A 14,648-nucleotide genomic window follows, 5' to 3' on the forward strand; every position below is an offset into this window, starting at 1 on the left:
ATTCTCCTGAAGCGTTCGCCATATGAACGTCGCGTCGGGTGTTGCGCGCGCGCCTCGTTTGATCTATAGGACCGCCGTCTAAAGAAAACCGCCCGGCAGGGCATGCCGTGGCGGTTTCATTTGCTTTTCGGGCTTTGGTCGGCCCGAAGCGAGAAAAGAAGCGCGATGGTGCGCCACATTACGGAGTAGCAAAATGCCCAAGATGAAGACCAAATCGGCCGCCAAGAAGCGGTTCAAGATTACTGCCACCGGCAAGGTGCTGTCGGCTGCCGCCGGCAAGCGCCATGGCATGATCAAGCGTTCCAACAAGTTCATTCGCGATGCCCGCGGCACGATGGTTCTGGCTGAACCGGACGGCAAGAAGGTCATCAAGAATTTTCTGCCGAACGGCCTCTAAACCCCTCGGCCTGGATAGCATTTAAGGAGATCATGACATGGCACGCGTAAAGAGAGGCGTTACCGCCCACGCCAAGCACAAGAAGGTCCTGAAAGCCGCCAAGGGTTTCTACGGCCGCCGCAAGAACACCATCCGCATCGCCAAGCAGGCGGTGGAGAAGTCGCTGCAGTACGCCTATCGCGACCGCAAGAACCGCAAGCGCTCGTTCCGCGCGCTGTGGATCCAGCGCATCAACGCGGCGGTGCACGAGCACGGCCTGACCTATGGCCGCTTCATCGACGGCCTCAACAAGGCCGGCATCGAGATCGACCGCAAGATCCTTTCGGACATGGCCATCCACGAGCCGCAGGCTTTCGCCGCGCTGGTCGCCAAGGCCAAGGTCGCGCTCGAATATCTGAAGAACACCACACCGAATGCTTTTGAGAGCGCTGTCGCCTAAGCCAGCGCTTCCCAAGCATTCGCAATTCTGATTTGGGGAACCCGCGCTGGCACGGCTGGCGCGGGTTTTTCTTATGCCTGATGTAACCAAAATGGTGACGCACCCGACCTGGGTGGTTGCCCGATCGAGAGAGTTTCGCCGTGAACGCCACTGCTGGAAATCTTGAAACCCTTGAAGCTTCCCTTCTAGCCGACATCGCGGCGGCTTCGGATGAAGCCGCGATCGAGGCGGTGCGCGTCTCGGCGCTGGGCAAGAAGGGCTCGGTCTCCGAAATGCTGAAGACGCTCGGCGCGATGAGCGCCGAGGAGCGGCAGGTGAAGGGTCCGGCGATCAACGGCCTGAAGTACCGCGTCACCGAGGCGCTGACCGCACGCAGGGCGGAGCTGAAGGACGTGGCGATCGCCGCCCGGCTTGCCGCCGAGACGGTCGATGTGACGCTGCCGGTGCGCCAGTCGCCGGCCGAGCGCGGCCGCATCCATCCGATCAGCCAGGTGACAGACGAGATCGCGGCGATCTTCGGCGATCTCGGCTTCTCGATCGCCGAAGGTCCGGACATCGAAACCGACCACTACAACTTCACCGCGCTGAATTTCCCGGAAGGCCATCCGGCGCGGGAGATGCACGACACCTTCTTCTTCCAGCCGGACGAGAAGGGCGAACGCAAGCTTTTGCGCACGCACACCTCGCCGGTGCAGATCCGCACCATGGAGCGGCAGAAGCCGCCGATCCGCATCGTCATCCCCGGCAAGACCTACCGGCAGGATTCGGACGCCACGCACTCGCCGATGTTCCATCAGGTCGAGGGGCTGGTGATCGACAAGACCGCCAACATCGCCAACATGAAGTGGGTGCTGGAGGAGTTCTGCAAGGCCTTCTTCGAGGTGCCGAGCGTGAAAATGCGCTTCCGGCCATCCTTCTTCCCGTTCACCGAACCCAGCCTTGAGGTCGACATCCAGTGCGACCGCTCGCGGCCCGGCGAAGTGCGCTTCGGCGAAGGCTCCGACTGGATGGAGATCCTGGGCTGCGGCATGGTGCACCCCAACGTGCTGCGTTCCGGCGGGCTCGACCCCGACGAATACCAGGGCTTCGCCTGGGGCATGGGCATCGACCGCATCGCCATGCTGAAATACGGCATGCCGGACCTGCGCGCCTTCTTCGACGCCGACGTGCGCTGGCTCACGCATTACGGCTTCAGGCCGCTCGACCTGCCGACGCTGTTCGGGGGACTCTCCACATGACGGCCCCGCACACCGGCGGCTGCCGCTGCGGCGCGGTGAGGTTCGAGGCGTCAGCCGAGCCGCACCACATCAGCTATTGCCATTGCAGCGATTGCCGCCGCGCCAGCGGCGCGCCGGTGTCGGCCTTCGTCGGCTTCATGACCGACCAGGTCGCGCTCGAGGGCAAGGCGCTGAAAAGCTACTGCAACGGCCCGGTGGAGCGCTCGTTCTGCGGCACCTGCGGCTCACCGATCGCCTATGTCGACCAGCGGCTCGACAACCGGATCTATTTCATGCTCGGCGCCATGGACATGCCGGCCTATTTCAGGCCGACGCTGCATGCCCATGTGCGCGAGCAACTGCCCTTCCTGCACATGCCGGACGATTTGCCGAGACATCTGAAGACCAGCGTGCCCAGGCCCGAAGAACAAAGACCCGACGGAACACAGTCATGAAATTCACCCTCTCCTGGCTCAAGGACCATCTCGAGACCGACGCCTCGCTTGCCGAGATCGTCGCGCGGCTGACCGCGATCGGCCTCGAAGTCGAGCATGTCGACGACAAGGCGGGCCTGAAGCCCTTCGTCATCGCCAGGGTGTTGACCGCGGTTCAGCACCCCGACGCCGATCGCCTGCGCGTGCTGACCGTCGACACCGGCGACGGCAAACCGCCTGTTCAAGTCGTATGCGGCGCGCCGAACGCCCGCGCGGGCCTAATCGGGGCCTTCGCGGCGCCCGGCACCTATATTCCCGGCATCGACGTGACGCTCTCGGTCGGCAAGATCCGCGGCGTCGAGAGCCACGGCATGATGTGCTCCGAGCGCGAGTTGCAGCTTTCGGACGAGCATACCGGCATCATCGACCTACCCGAGGATGCGCCGGTCGGCACCAGCTTCGCGGCCTACGCGCATCTCGACGATCCCGTGATCGAGATCAACCTGACGCCGAACCGGCCGGACGCGACCAGCGTCTACGGCATCGCGCGCGACCTCGCGGCGAGCGGGCTCGGCCGACTCACTGGCGGCGCGATCATGCCGCATGCCGGCGAAGGCCTGTGCCCGGTCAAGGTCACGATCGAGGCGCCCGACCTCTGCCCCGGTTTCGCGCTCAGGCTGGTGAAGGGCGTCAAGAACGGCCCGTCGCCGAAATGGCTGCAGCAGCGGCTGATCGCCATCGGGCTTCGGCCGATCAGCGCGCTGGTCGACATCACCAACTACGTCACCTTCGACCGGGGCCGGCCGCTGCATGTGTTCGATGCCGCGAAGGTCGCCGGCAACCTCGTGGTGCGCCGCGCCAAGGACGGCGAGACGGTGCTGGCGCTCGATGGCCGCGAATACACGCTGACGCCCGAGATGTGCGTGATCGCCGACGACAACGGCGTCGAATCGATCGCCGGCATCATGGGCGGCGAGCATTCGGGCTGCGACGAGAACACCACCGACGTGCTGATCGAATCGGCGCTCTGGGACCCGATCACCACGGCACGCACCGGCCGCACGCTCGGTATCATCAGCGATGCGCGCTATCGCTTCGAGCGCGGCGTCGACCCCGAATTCATGGTGCCGGGCGTCGAGCTCGCGACCAAGCTGGTGCTCGATTTCTGCGGCGGCACGCCGACGGAAATGGAGGTTGCCGGCTATGCCGGGCACAAGCCGATGATCGTGTCCTTCCCGATCTCGGAAGTGAAGCGGCTGACCGGTATCGAGGTGCCGAAAGAAGAAGCGCTCGGCATCCTCACCCGGCTCGGCTTCGAGCCGCAGGGCTCGGGCGATGTCGTCAAGGTGAAGGTGCCGTCGTGGCGGCCGGATATCGACGGCAAGGCGGATCTGGTCGAGGAGGTGATGCGCATCCACGGCGTCGACAACATCCTGGCCCAGCCGCTGACCTCGCATGACGCCGTCAACGGCAAGATCCTGACCACGCTGCAGGTGCGCACCCGTGCCGCCAAGCGCGCGCTGGCCGTGCGCGGCATGATGGAGGCCGTCACCTGGTCGTTCATCCCGGCCAAACACGCCGAGCTGTTCGGCGGCGGCCAGACCGCGCTGAAGCTCGCCAATCCGATCGCCGCCGACATGTCCGACATGCGGCCCTCGCTGCTGCCCGGGCTGATCGCCGCCGCGCAGCGCAACGCCGATCGCGGCATCGGCGACGTGGCGCTGTTCGAGGTCTCCGGCACCTATGAGGGCGATGGGGCCGACCAGCAGCGGCGCGTCGCCGCCGGCGTGCGGCGCGGCACCGCCAAGCTCGACGGTTCGGGCCGCAGCTGGGCCGGCAATTCCGGACCTGTCGGCGTGTTCGACGCCAAGGCCGATGCGATCGCGGCGCTTGAAGCCTGCGGCGCGCCGGTCGACCGGCTGCAGCTCGAGCCCGGCGGTCCTGCCTGGTACCATCCGGGACGTTCCGGCACGATCAAGCTCGGGCCGAAGACCGTGCTCGGCACTTTCGGCGAGTTCCATCCGAGGACGCTGGACGCGCTCGACGCGTCGGGGCCGATCTGCGGCTTCGAGATCTATGTCGACGCCGTGCCGGAGCCGAAGGCCAAGCCGACACGCACCAAGCCGAGGCTGGAGCTGTCGCCGTTCCAGGCAGTGAAGCGCGACTTCGCCTTCGTCGTCGACAGGTCGGTCGAGGCCGGCACGCTGGTGCGGGCAGCTTTGGCCGCCGACAAGAAGCTGGTCACCGGCGTCTCGGTGTTCGACGTCTTCGAGGGCGCTGCGCTGGGTGCGGCAAAGAAGTCGATCGCCATCGAAGTCTCGATCCAGCCTGTCGAGAAGACGCTGACCGACGAGGATTTCGAGGCGCTGGCAAAACGCATCGTCGACAACGTCAACAAGCAGACGGGCGGCGTGCTCAGAGCTTAGAAAGGCTCTCATCTTACGCAATTCCGGACGGAAACCGCTACGCACTTTTTCCTGGAATTGCTTGTGAGGATTGCCGGCAGGTGGCGAATCGTCCTCCAAAGGGGCGATGCACCATCTCCGTTATTCCGGCCTTCCTTTCGAGGAGCAGCGCGCGGCCTTTCTCGCCATCGTCACGGCCGATGCGCTGCTGGCCGAAACGCTCGCACGGGTTCGCGCGCTTGCGCTGCCGGATTGGCTGGTGGTTTCCGGCGCGCTCTACAACAGCGTCTGGAATCATCTGACCGGCAAGCCGCCGGGCTACGGCATCAAGGACGTCGACCTGTTCTATTTCGACGACGCCGACCTCTCCTACGAGGCCGAGGATGCGGTGATCCGCCGGGCGGCGAAGCATTTCAAGGGCCTGGCGCTGCCGGTCGAGGTGCGCAACCAGGCGCGGGTGCATCTGTGGTATCCGAAGAAATTCGGGCAGGAGTGCCCGCGCTATACGAGCGCCAGCGAGTCGGTGAGCTACTTTGCCTCGACGGCGCATGCGGTGGGGGTGCGGTTCGATGGAGACGGGGCGTTGGAGCTGGTTGCACCGTTCGGGCTCGACGACCTTTTTTCGTTTCGCATCGTGCCGAACCGGGTGATGGACAACCAACGGACGCATGAGGCGAAGGGCAGCAGGGCGCGGGAGACTTGGCCTGAGATTAGTGTGGTGCCGTGGTAGGGCTGAAGCCCCATCGCCAAGCGGATAAGGAGCCTAATGTCGGCGGGACAGCACCCCCCTCTGCCCTGCCGGGCATCTCCCCCGCAAGGGGGGAGATTGGCAGCTTCGTCCGCGGCGCTCTTTTGCAACGTTGGCGATTAGCGAAAGCAAGGGCGACATCTGATCTCACCCCTTGCGGGGGAGATGGCCGGCAGGCCAGAGGGGGTGCCTCGCGCCAACGTTTCAAACATTTGCGTCGCAAGTGCAAAGAGGGGCCGCCGAAGCGGCCCTCTCGATTGCCCAGTGATCCGGTTTCACCCATTCACCAGCGCCAGCAGCTCTTCCGTGTAGCGCTTGCCGACCACCTTGTCGGGCGACAGCGCATCGCCGATCGCCGCGACCTCGGCCGCGCTCAGCGCGATCCCCGCCGCCGCCGTGTTCTGCTCCAGATGGCGGAGCTTTCGCGCACCGGGGATCGGTACGATGAAATCGCCCTGGTGCAGCACCCAGGCGAGCGCCAGTTGCGCCGACGTCACGCCCTTTTCCGCCGCCATTTTTTCCAACACCGCGATGACGGCGTTGTTGGCTTCCATGGCCTCGGCCTGGAAGCGCGGCAGGCCGAGGCGCCAGTCGCCGGCGCCGAGCGCATCCGGCTTGCTGAGCGTGCCGGTGAGCAGGCCGCGTCCGAGCGGGCTGTAGGGCACGAAGCCGATGCCGAGCTCGCGGCAGACAGCGAAGACCTCGTCCTCGGGATCGCGGCTCCACAGCGAATATTCGCTCTGCACGGCGGCGATCGGGTGCACGGCATGGGCCCGGCGGATGGTCGCCGCACTTGCCTCCGACAGGCCGAGCGCGCGTACCTTGCCCTCGCGCACCAATTCGGCCATGGCGCCGACCGTGTCCTCGATCGGCACGTTCGGATCGACGCGGTGCTGGTAATAGAGGTCGATGACATCGGTGCCGAGCCGCTTCAGCGAGGCTTCGGCCACCGCCTTGACGTGCTCGGGGCGGCTGTCGACACCGGCCATGCGGTCGGTGCCCGTGCCCTCATCGAGAATCTTGAAGCCGAACTTGGTGGCGATGGTCACCTTGTCACGCACCGGCTTCAGCGCCTTGCCGAGCAGAATCTCGTTCTCATAAGGGCCGTAGACCTCGGCCGTGTCGAAGAAGGTGACGCCGATCTCGACGGCGCGGCGCAGCGTGGCGATCGCTTCCGCCTCCGGCTGGCCGCCATAGCCGAAGCTCATGCCCATGCAGCCGAGGCCGACGGGGAAGACTTCGAGTTCAGTTCCGAGTTTGCGGGTTTGCATGGCGCATCTCCTTGTTGCGATGAGGGAGAGATAGCGCCTCGCAATGCGTTCGATAATTCTGTCTCTTTTGCACAGCTTGCTCTATAAAATAGATCAATGAATCGAACGAACCTTTCCCAGCTCGCGGTGCTCGCGGCCGTCGCCCAATGCGCCAGCTTCCGCGGCGCCGCGCGCGAGCTCGGCATCGCACCGTCGGCGGTGAGCCACGCGGTGTCGAGCCTCGAGGCGCGGCTCGGCGTGCGGCTCTTGGCGCGCAGCACGCGCAGCGTCTCCCCGACCGAGGAGGGCGCGCAGCTCTTGGAGCGCCTGCGGCCAGCGCTGTCCGAGATCGACCTGGCGCTGGAAACAGCGGTCGAGGCGCGCGACCGACCAGCCGGGAATCTCAGGCTCAGCGTGCCGCGCACCGCCGCGCATCTGGTGCTGACGCCACGGCTCGGCGCCTTCACTGCCGCCTATCCCGAGATCGTGCTGGAGATCGTCATCGAGGACCGCTTCACCGACGTGGTCGAAGGCGGGTTCGACGCCGGCGTGCGCCTCGGCGAAAGCCTGCAGCGCGACATGATCGCGGTGCGCATCGGGCCCGACCTTCGCGGCGCCGTGGTCGGCGCGCCGTCCTATTTCGAGGCGAGGCCGAAACCTCGCCATCCGCGCGATCTGGCCGATCACCGCTGTATCCGCTTCCGTTTCTCCAGCGGCATCCTCTACCGCTGGGAGTTCGAGAAGGATGGCGAAGAGATCGAAATTGCCGCGCAAGGGCCGCTGATCCTCGACGAGGACCATCTGATCGCCCGGGCGGCGGTCGACGGCGCCGGGCTCGCCTTCGTCTTCGAGCCCTATGTGTGGGCGCCGCTCGCCGACGGCAGGCTGATCCGCGTGCTGGAAGATTGGTGCCCGTCCTTCGACGGCTTCTTCGTCTATTATCCGAGCCGCCGCCAAATGCGGCCGGCGCTGAGGGCCTTCGTCGACTTCTTCAGGGTCAGCGGTTAGCCTACCCTCCCCCTTGTGGGGAGGGTCGATCCGCATAGCGGATCGGGGTGGGGGTTCTCGTAGGGCGCTACCCCGTCGCTTCGCGCCGACCCTCCCCACAAGGGGGAGGGTGGAAGAAAGCCGGAAGCGAAGGCGTTTGCACACCATGCAATCATCCATCACCAACACCACGACCCGTTATGGCTGGGCGATGATCATCCTCCACTGGCTGATCGGCGCGATCTTCATCGGCCAGTTCGTGCTCGGCTTCGTCATGGTGCGGATCGAAAGCCAACGGACGTCCTTCGAGCTGATCCAGTTGCACAAATCCTTCGGCTTCCTGCTGCTTGGGCTGATCATCCTGCGCATCGCCTGGCGGCTCGGCAACGCGGCGCCGGCCTTGCCGGTTTCGGTCGGAACACTAGAGCGCAAGGCGGCGCCGCTCGCTCATTTCGCGCTCTATGTCTTCCAGATCGCGCTGCCCCTTTCCGGCTGGGCGCTGGTTTCGGTCTCGACGCTGGAAATCCCGACCATGCCGTTCAACCAGTTCGTAATGCCCAACCTGCCGCTCACCGAATCCGACGCCGCCGAAAGCTTCTGGTCCGCCGCGCACTGGTATCTCGCCTATGCCGGCATCGCGCTGGTCGCGCTGCATATAGCGGCGGCGCTGCGCCACCATTTCCTGCTGCGCGATACTGTGCTGAGGCGCATAATCACGCCTTCGTCAGGCGGGGAATAGAGCGGGCCAGTCATACGTTGATGGGGCAAGAACGCGTATCTCCGAAAGGAACGAACCCATGACCGCGCGCATCCTCGGATTGGCGGCCTTTGCCGCTTGCCTTGCCATGCCTGTCTACGCGGCCGTCGCTCTCAGCGACGCCGCCGGCAGCTACACGATCAGCTCCTCGGGCTCCAGCATCCACTTCACCATCGGCAAGGCCGGCGGCGGCGGCTTCGACGGCGCCTTCGGCCGCTTCAAGGGCACGATCCGCATCGACAACAGCGATGTCGGACGCTCGAAGGTCGACCTCACCATCTATCCGGAAAGCGTCGGCACCGGCCAAGGCCGCATCGATGCCTTCCTGCGCTCCGACGCGGTGTTCGACAGCGCCAACAACCCGGAGATCCAGTTCCGCTCGACAAACGTGACACGCACCGGCGACACGACGGCCCTTGTCACCGGCCGCTTGACGGCGCGCGGCAAGACGTTTTCGGAAAAGTTCACGGCCGAGCTCGACGGATTGAAGTCCGGCACGATCAAGTTCCATGTCACCGGCAAGGTGCTGAGGTCGCGCTACGGCATGGATGTCGGCACGCCGCTCTATTCCAACGTCGTCGACTTCAACATGACGCTGATGGGCAGACGAGGCTAGGCGCGACCCTTTTCCTTGCTCCCGCGAAGGCGGGGGAGAGGTGGCTCGGGCGAAGCCCGAGACGGAGCGGGGGACGCCCTCCGCGACGGCAAAGCCGTCTGAGAAGTTGGCGGCTATCAGGCAGCTTCGACTCCGGGGCCGGCTCTTTACGAAGTCCCCTCTCCGTCCCGGCTTCGTCGGGCTCCCCACTTCGTGGGGCGAGGAACTGGCGCACCGCATTGGCTTTTCCGCCGATTTCGGGCAAACCTCGTCGCCTGTAAATCGACATGGAGAAGCACGATGTTCCGATGGGGTGTTCTGTCGACGGCCAAGATCGGCCGCGAGCAGCTTTTGCCGGCGATCGTGGATTCGGAAAACGGCGTGCTGTCGGCGATCGCCAGCCGCGATCTGTCGAAGGCCCGCGCGCTGGCCGACCGCTTCGGGGCCCGCCATGCCTTCGGCTCCTATGAGGAGCTGCTCGCCTCGAAGGACGTCGACGGTGTCTACATCCCGCTGCCCACCTCGCAGCATGTCGAATGGGCAGCAAGGGCGATAGAAGCCGGCAAACATGTGCTGGTCGAGAAGCCTCTCGCACTCGACGCCAAGGACATCCCGCCGCTGATCAAGCTGCGCGACGAAAAGAAGGTGCTGGTCTGCGAGGCCTTCATGGTCGTCTACCACCCGCAATGGATCAAGGTGCGCGACCTCATCGCCGACGGCGCCATCGGCCGGCTGCGCCATGTGCAGGGCGCGTTCTCCTATTACAATGTCGACCCGAAGAACATGCGCAACCAGCTCGACCTGGGCGGCGGCGCGCTGCCCGACATCGGCGTCTACCCAACGGTGTCGACGCGGTTCTCGACCGGCAAGGAGCCGGTCCGCGTCCAGGCCAATATCGAGCGCGACAAGACCTTCGGCACCGACATCTATTCCTCGATCCGCGCCGATTTCGGCGACTTCGAATTGTCCTTCTACCTCTCGACGCAGATGGCGGCGCGCCAGGTGATGGTGTTCCACGGCGAGAAGGGTTTCATCGAAGTGTTATCGCCCTTCAATGCCGGGCTCTACGACCACCACCGCATCGAACTGCACAACCAGAACCACACTGAGGCGCAGGTGTTCCGCTTCCCCGGCACCCAGCAATACCGGCTGGAATGCGAAGCCTTCGTCCGCGCCGCCCAGGGCGGCAAGGACCGCGTCTTCACGCTGGAGGAATCGGTGCTCAACCAGAAGGTCATCGACGCCATCTTCCGCGCCGGCGACAAGGACGGCTGGGAACCAGTCTGACAGGTCGCCAACAGGACGCTTGGGGGGAGAAAGAAGATGGCTGACGACGCGGACGTGATCATTGTCGGCGCGGGGCTTGCCGGCCTCGTCGCCGCGGCCGAGCTTGCCGAGGCCGGCAAAACAACCGTCATCGTCGACCAGGAACCGGAGCAATCGCTGGGCGGCCAGGCCTTCTGGTCGTTCGGTGGACTTTTCCTGGTCGATTCGCCCGAGCAGCGACGCATGCGCATCCGAGATTCGCACGACCTTGCGCTCGAGGACTGGATGGGCACCGCAGCCTTCGACCGTCCGGAAGATTTTTGGCCGCGCAAATGGGCGGAAGCCTATGTCGGCTTCGCCGCCGGCGAGAAACGCTCCTGGCTGATCGAGAGGGGCTTGAAATTCTTCCCCGTGGTCGGCTGGGCCGAGCGCGGCGGCGGCAATGCCAGCGGCCACGGCAATTCGGTGCCGCGCTTCCACATCACCTGGGGCACCGGGCCCGGCATAATCGAACCCTTCGTCCTGCGCGTGCGCGAGGCGCAAAAGCGTGGACTCGTCCAATTCAAGTTTCGCCACCGGGTCAATGAGATCACGCGCACCGGCAAGACGGTGACCGGCGTGCGCGGCGACGTGCTGGAGGCAAGCAGCGTCGAGCGCGGCCACAAGAGCTCGCGCGATGTCGTGGGCGATTTCGAGTTCCACGCGCAAGCGGTGATCGTCGCTTCAGGCGGCATCGGCGGCAATCATGAGCTGGTGCGCAAGAACTGGCCGCAGCGTCTGGGCGCGCCGCCAAAGCGGATGATCACCGGCGTACCCGACCACGTCGACGGCCGCATGCTGGCAATCAGCGAAGCGGCCGGCGGGTCGATCATCAACCGCGACCGCATGTGGCACTATGTCGAGGGGATCAAGAACTGGGCGCCGATCTGGACCGAGCACGCGATCCGCATCCTGCCCGGCCCGTCGTCGCTCTGGCTCGATGCACGCGGAAAACGGCTGCCGGTGCCGCTCTATCCGGGCTTCGACACTCTAGCCACGCTCAGCCACATCATGAGCACCGGCTTCGATTATTCCTGGTTCATCCTGACCAAGAAGATCATCCAGAAGGAGTTCGCGCTGTCGGGCTCCGAGCAGAACCCGGACCTCACGGGAAAAAGCTGGCGGCAGGTGCTGGGTCGCGCGACATCGGGCATTCCCGGCCCGATGAAGGCCTTCATGGAAAAGGGCGAGGATTTCATCGTCGAGACGGACCTTTCGAACCTGGTCAAGCGCATGAACGCGCTGGCCGGCGAGCCGCTGCTGGAGGCCGCGCAGGTCGAGCGCGAGATCCGCGCCCGCGATATGCAGCTCGACAACCCGTTCTCCAAGGATGCGCAGATCACCGCGCTGCGCGGCGCCCGCGCCTATCTCGGCGACAGGCTGATCCGCACGGCGAAGCCGCACAAGATGCTCGATCCGGAAAGCGGCCCGCTGATTGCGGTCCGCCTCAACATCCTCACCCGCAAGACGCTGGGCGGCCTGCAGACCGACCTCGACAGCCGCGTGCTCGATGCCGCCGGACAGCCGGTGCCCGGGCTCTACGCGGTTGGCGAGGTCGCCGGCTTCGGCGGCGGCGGCGTGCACGGCTATGCGGCGCTCGAAGGCACCTTCCTCGGCGGCTGCATCTTTTCCGGCCGCAGCGCCGGACGGGCGGCGGCCAAGGCGGTCGCCTGAGCAGTCTCCCCCCTTGAGGGGGAGATGGCCGGCAGGCCAGAGGGGGTCGTCTCACATAGATCGCCAACGCGGTCTGTTATCGCGAAAGGCGTCGGCGTTCCACGCGCGGCGGCCCCCTCTGTCGCCTTCGGCGACATCTCCCCCTCAAGGGGGGAGATTTGGCGGTGCCAGGTCAAAAAAGTCTCCGACAGCGAATCCTTTCGGCCGCACGAAACGTCTTCCTTGGACCAACCAAAGGAGACGACCATGAACCACAATCTCATCCGCTACGGCGTGAAGGACACCGGCATCGCCGAGAACCGGGCGCTGGTGGCGAAAGTGTTCGAAGCGCTGGATGAAACGAGGCCGCAATCCGTGCGATATCTCGTGCTCGAACTCGACAACGGCGAATTCGTCCACATCGTCGGTTATGAAAAAGACAGCTCGGCGCTGACCGAACTCGACGCTTTCAAGGCCTTCGGCGCCGATCACGCCGAGCGACGCTCGACACCGCTGGCCAGGTCGGCGGCGAAGATCATCGGCAACTATCATATGCTGGCGAAAGCCGACGAGGCCGTGTCGGCCTGACGGGTACGATATGGCTCGCGGGCCGGCGATCAAGAGAACGGGAACGATGAGCACAGCGAAATTCGACCGCGCGGCGCTTGAAGCCATGCTCGTCGGCCTGCGCCCGAAACTGCATCGCTACGCGGCCCGCATGGCCGGCTCGACGATCGAGGGCGAGGACATCGTCCAGGAGGCGGCGGTGAAGGCGCTTGCCGCGCACGACGGTGGCGCCGCGGTCGAGCGCCCCGAGCAGTGGCTGTTCCGCATCGCCCACAATGCGGCGCAGGATCATCTGCGCCGCCGCCAGCGGGAGCGCTCCCGCGTGACCGAGGCCGACATGACCGGAATGGAAGACCTCTCCGCCAGCGCGGAGGCGAGGCTTGCGGCGGCGGCGAGCCTGCGCAGCTTCATGCGGCTTACGCTGGCGCAGCGCAGCGCGGTGATCCTGGTCGATGTGCTCGGCCTCAGCCTCTTTGAAACCTGCGAGGTGACGGGCGCGACACTCGCCGCCACCAAGGCTGCGCTGCATCGCGGCCGGGCGGAGTTGAAGGCGCTGGCATCGGCGCCGGATGACATGCCGGTGCCCAGGCTCGATCCGGAAGAGGAGCGCCGGCTGCGCCGCTACATCGACCTGTTCAACGCGCGCGACTTCGATGGGGTCCGGGCGCTGATCGCCGAGGATATCCAGGTCGACGTCGTCAACCGCACCCGCTTGCGCGGCAAGAAGGAAGCTTCGACCTATTTCGGCAATTACGACCGCGTCAGCGACTGGGCGTTGCAGCTCGGCTTCGTCGATGGCCAGCCGGCGATCCTGATCCGCAATCCGCAGGCGGACAATGCGGTGCGCGGCTTCGTGCTTCTCGAATGGCGCGGCGACGAGGTCGTCCGCATCCGCGATTTCCGCCACGCGCCTTATTGTGTGACGGAGGCGGGTATCCTCTTCGTTTCCGGTGAGCGGGCATGACTGGATACCGCGAAGATCGGCTCGCCGGATTTCCGCCGCTCCCCTCTCCGATCCGGGCCGAGTTTCCTCCAGCCACCGGCACGTCTATAAGTCCGCATCGGGCGGAGCGTTGAGCAGAACGGACACGAGGACGTGACGCAGGCTGGTCCCGAAACGCACGGCACCTCGGCACGGGTCCTCGCAGCGATTATCGCATTGGCGGCCTGGGCTGGCATAGCGGTGCATTTTCACGCGCTCGCCGACGGGCCGGCATCGTGGCCCGGGGTGGTTTGGACCCTGCTCGGCTATTTCACGGTCACGACCAATCTTTTGGTGGCAATCGTGTTCACCGGCGTTGCGGCGAAGGCGCGGTTCGCCACGCCATGGCTGCTTGGCGCGACCTTGCTCAACATCCTGCTCGTCGGCGTCGTCTATGGGCTCCTGCTGCAGGGCCTGAAGGAATTAACGGGCGGCTCGCAACTCGCCAACGTCCTGCTTCATCGGGTGACGCCGGCTCTGACGACTGTTTTCTGGCTAGGCTTTGTCCGTAAGGGATCGCTTACCTTGCAAGCCCCGTTTCTCTGGGCGCTCTACCCGATCGGCTACCTCGTCTACGCCCTGTTTCGCGGCGCGGTGGAGAACCGCTATCCCTATCCCTTTATCGATGTCGCCAGGATCGGCTGGGAACAGACACTCGTCAACAGCCTCCTGATCGCCCTCGGCTTCGTGGCGGCGGGAGAGGTGCTGGTCTGGCTCGACCGACGGCTCGGCGGAAAGACAAGGTCGTAAGCGGCTCGCCAGAGGCGGCTGGCCGCCGGCACAGCATCCGCAATCGATATTCCGGCCGGCACTCGTCGCGCTGAAGTCCCCTATCATCGGACTGGCCATCTGTTGCTGCTGTCTTGCCGTGTATCTCAGGCCGGAGGCGCCTGGGGCGCGGAATCAAAGCGC

Annotated in this window: 15 protein-coding genes; 14 read left to right on the top strand and 1 reads right to left on the bottom strand. The window is 65.3% G+C overall.

The window, feature by feature from the left end; translation table 11 throughout:
• Positions 1–193: 193 nt before the first annotated feature.
• From rpmI to EJ070_RS08140, 6 genes are all read left to right on the top strand, one after another.
• Complete coding sequence (rpmI, locus tag EJ070_RS08115; protein ID WP_027166935.1) at positions 194–397, top strand: 50S ribosomal protein L35; 204 nt, start codon at positions 194–196, stop codon at positions 395–397.
• 37 nt (positions 398–434) lie between these two features.
• On the top strand, positions 435–836 hold the full coding sequence (rplT, locus tag EJ070_RS08120) for a 50S ribosomal protein L20 (RefSeq protein WP_071100686.1): 402 nt from the start codon (positions 435–437) through the stop codon (positions 834–836).
• A 140-nt stretch (positions 837–976) separates the two neighbouring features.
• Positions 977–2,074 (top strand): phenylalanine--tRNA ligase subunit alpha, encoded by a 1,098-nt coding sequence (gene pheS, locus EJ070_RS08125; protein WP_126090876.1) that lies wholly within the window; start codon positions 977–979, stop codon positions 2,072–2,074.
• Positions 2,071–2,508, top strand: coding sequence for a GFA family protein (locus EJ070_RS08130; protein ID WP_126090877.1), 438 nt, complete (start codon positions 2,071–2,073; stop codon positions 2,506–2,508). The genes pheS and EJ070_RS08130 overlap by 4 nt, the downstream gene beginning before the upstream one ends.
• Positions 2,505–4,913: a phenylalanine--tRNA ligase subunit beta gene (gene pheT / locus EJ070_RS08135; RefSeq protein WP_126090878.1), complete on the top strand. Its 2,409-nt coding sequence runs from the start codon at positions 2,505–2,507 to the stop codon at positions 4,911–4,913. Before EJ070_RS08130 ends, pheT begins: the two co-directional genes overlap by 4 nt.
• A 106-nt stretch (positions 4,914–5,019) precedes the next feature.
• The gene (locus tag EJ070_RS08140) at positions 5,020–5,622 is read left to right on the top strand and encodes a nucleotidyltransferase family protein (protein ID WP_126090879.1); all 603 of its coding nucleotides are present in this window, start codon (positions 5,020–5,022) and stop codon (positions 5,620–5,622) included.
• A gap of 293 nt (positions 5,623–5,915) precedes the next feature.
• Here EJ070_RS08140 and EJ070_RS08150 read toward each other — a convergent pair whose 3' ends face one another.
• Positions 5,916–6,911, bottom strand: a complete 996-nt coding sequence (locus EJ070_RS08150) for an aldo/keto reductase (protein WP_126090881.1) — start codon at positions 6,909–6,911, stop codon at positions 5,916–5,918.
• A gap of 96 nt (positions 6,912–7,007) precedes the next feature.
• On the opposite strand from EJ070_RS08150, the gene EJ070_RS08155 reads away from it, so the two are divergent.
• The 8 genes from EJ070_RS08155 (at position 7,008) to EJ070_RS08190 (ending at position 14,486) form a co-directional block, all read left to right on the top strand.
• Positions 7,008–7,898, top strand: a complete 891-nt coding sequence (locus tag EJ070_RS08155) for a LysR family transcriptional regulator (RefSeq protein WP_126090882.1) — start codon at positions 7,008–7,010, stop codon at positions 7,896–7,898.
• A 145-nt stretch (positions 7,899–8,043) separates the two neighbouring features.
• Entirely contained in the window at positions 8,044–8,616 is a 573-nt protein-coding gene (locus tag EJ070_RS08160) for a cytochrome b (RefSeq protein WP_126090883.1), read from the top strand.
• A 58-nt stretch (positions 8,617–8,674) separates the two neighbouring features.
• Positions 8,675–9,250: a YceI family protein gene (locus tag EJ070_RS08165; protein ID WP_126090884.1), complete on the top strand. Its 576-nt coding sequence runs from the start codon at positions 8,675–8,677 to the stop codon at positions 9,248–9,250.
• 279 nt (positions 9,251–9,529) lie between these two features.
• Positions 9,530–10,516, top strand: coding sequence for a Gfo/Idh/MocA family oxidoreductase (locus EJ070_RS08170; RefSeq protein ID WP_126090885.1), 987 nt, complete (start codon positions 9,530–9,532; stop codon positions 10,514–10,516).
• Between the two features lie 36 nt (positions 10,517–10,552).
• On the top strand, positions 10,553–12,208 hold the full coding sequence (locus EJ070_RS08175; RefSeq protein WP_126090886.1) for an FAD-binding dehydrogenase: 1,656 nt from the start codon (positions 10,553–10,555) through the stop codon (positions 12,206–12,208).
• A gap of 246 nt (positions 12,209–12,454) precedes the next feature.
• On the top strand, positions 12,455–12,775 hold the full coding sequence (locus tag EJ070_RS08180; protein ID WP_245464833.1) for a hypothetical protein: 321 nt from the start codon (positions 12,455–12,457) through the stop codon (positions 12,773–12,775).
• Between the two features lie 46 nt (positions 12,776–12,821).
• Positions 12,822–13,718, top strand: a complete 897-nt coding sequence (locus EJ070_RS08185) for an RNA polymerase sigma factor (protein ID WP_126090887.1) — start codon at positions 12,822–12,824, stop codon at positions 13,716–13,718.
• Positions 13,719–13,850: 132 nt separating this feature from the next.
• Complete coding sequence (locus EJ070_RS08190; protein ID WP_126090888.1) at positions 13,851–14,486, top strand: Pr6Pr family membrane protein; 636 nt, start codon at positions 13,851–13,853, stop codon at positions 14,484–14,486.
• The last annotated feature ends 162 nt before the right edge of the window (positions 14,487–14,648 follow it).

The sequence above is a fragment of the Mesorhizobium sp. M1E.F.Ca.ET.045.02.1.1 genome (assembly GCF_003952485.1).
Classification (GTDB): Bacteria; Pseudomonadota; Alphaproteobacteria; order Rhizobiales; family Rhizobiaceae; genus Mesorhizobium.

What these genes read in the sequence shown, in the direction of transcription:
- EJ070_RS08180 (WP_245464833.1), top strand. Translation starts at nt 12,455, where the DNA reads ATGAACCACAATCTCATCCGCTACGGCGTGAAGGACACCGGCATCGCC.
- EJ070_RS08150 (WP_126090881.1), bottom strand. Translation starts at nt 6,911, where the DNA reads ATGCAAACCCGCAAACTCGGAACTGAACTCGAAGTCTTCCCCGTCGGC.
- EJ070_RS08140 (WP_126090879.1), top strand. Translation starts at nt 5,020, where the DNA reads ATGCACCATCTCCGTTATTCCGGCCTTCCTTTCGAGGAGCAGCGCGCG.
- EJ070_RS08170 (WP_126090885.1), top strand. Translation starts at nt 9,530, where the DNA reads ATGTTCCGATGGGGTGTTCTGTCGACGGCCAAGATCGGCCGCGAGCAG.
- EJ070_RS08165 (WP_126090884.1), top strand. Translation starts at nt 8,675, where the DNA reads ATGACCGCGCGCATCCTCGGATTGGCGGCCTTTGCCGCTTGCCTTGCC.
- EJ070_RS08160 (WP_126090883.1), top strand. Translation starts at nt 8,044, where the DNA reads ATGCAATCATCCATCACCAACACCACGACCCGTTATGGCTGGGCGATG.
- EJ070_RS08185 (WP_126090887.1), top strand. Translation starts at nt 12,822, where the DNA reads ATGAGCACAGCGAAATTCGACCGCGCGGCGCTTGAAGCCATGCTCGTC.
- EJ070_RS08130 (WP_126090877.1), top strand. Translation starts at nt 2,071, where the DNA reads ATGACGGCCCCGCACACCGGCGGCTGCCGCTGCGGCGCGGTGAGGTTC.
- rpmI (WP_027166935.1), top strand. Translation starts at nt 194, where the DNA reads ATGCCCAAGATGAAGACCAAATCGGCCGCCAAGAAGCGGTTCAAGATT.
- EJ070_RS08175 (WP_126090886.1), top strand. Translation starts at nt 10,553, where the DNA reads ATGGCTGACGACGCGGACGTGATCATTGTCGGCGCGGGGCTTGCCGGC.
- rplT (WP_071100686.1), top strand. Translation starts at nt 435, where the DNA reads ATGGCACGCGTAAAGAGAGGCGTTACCGCCCACGCCAAGCACAAGAAG.
- EJ070_RS08155 (WP_126090882.1), top strand. Translation starts at nt 7,008, where the DNA reads ATGAATCGAACGAACCTTTCCCAGCTCGCGGTGCTCGCGGCCGTCGCC.
- pheT (WP_126090878.1), top strand. Translation starts at nt 2,505, where the DNA reads ATGAAATTCACCCTCTCCTGGCTCAAGGACCATCTCGAGACCGACGCC.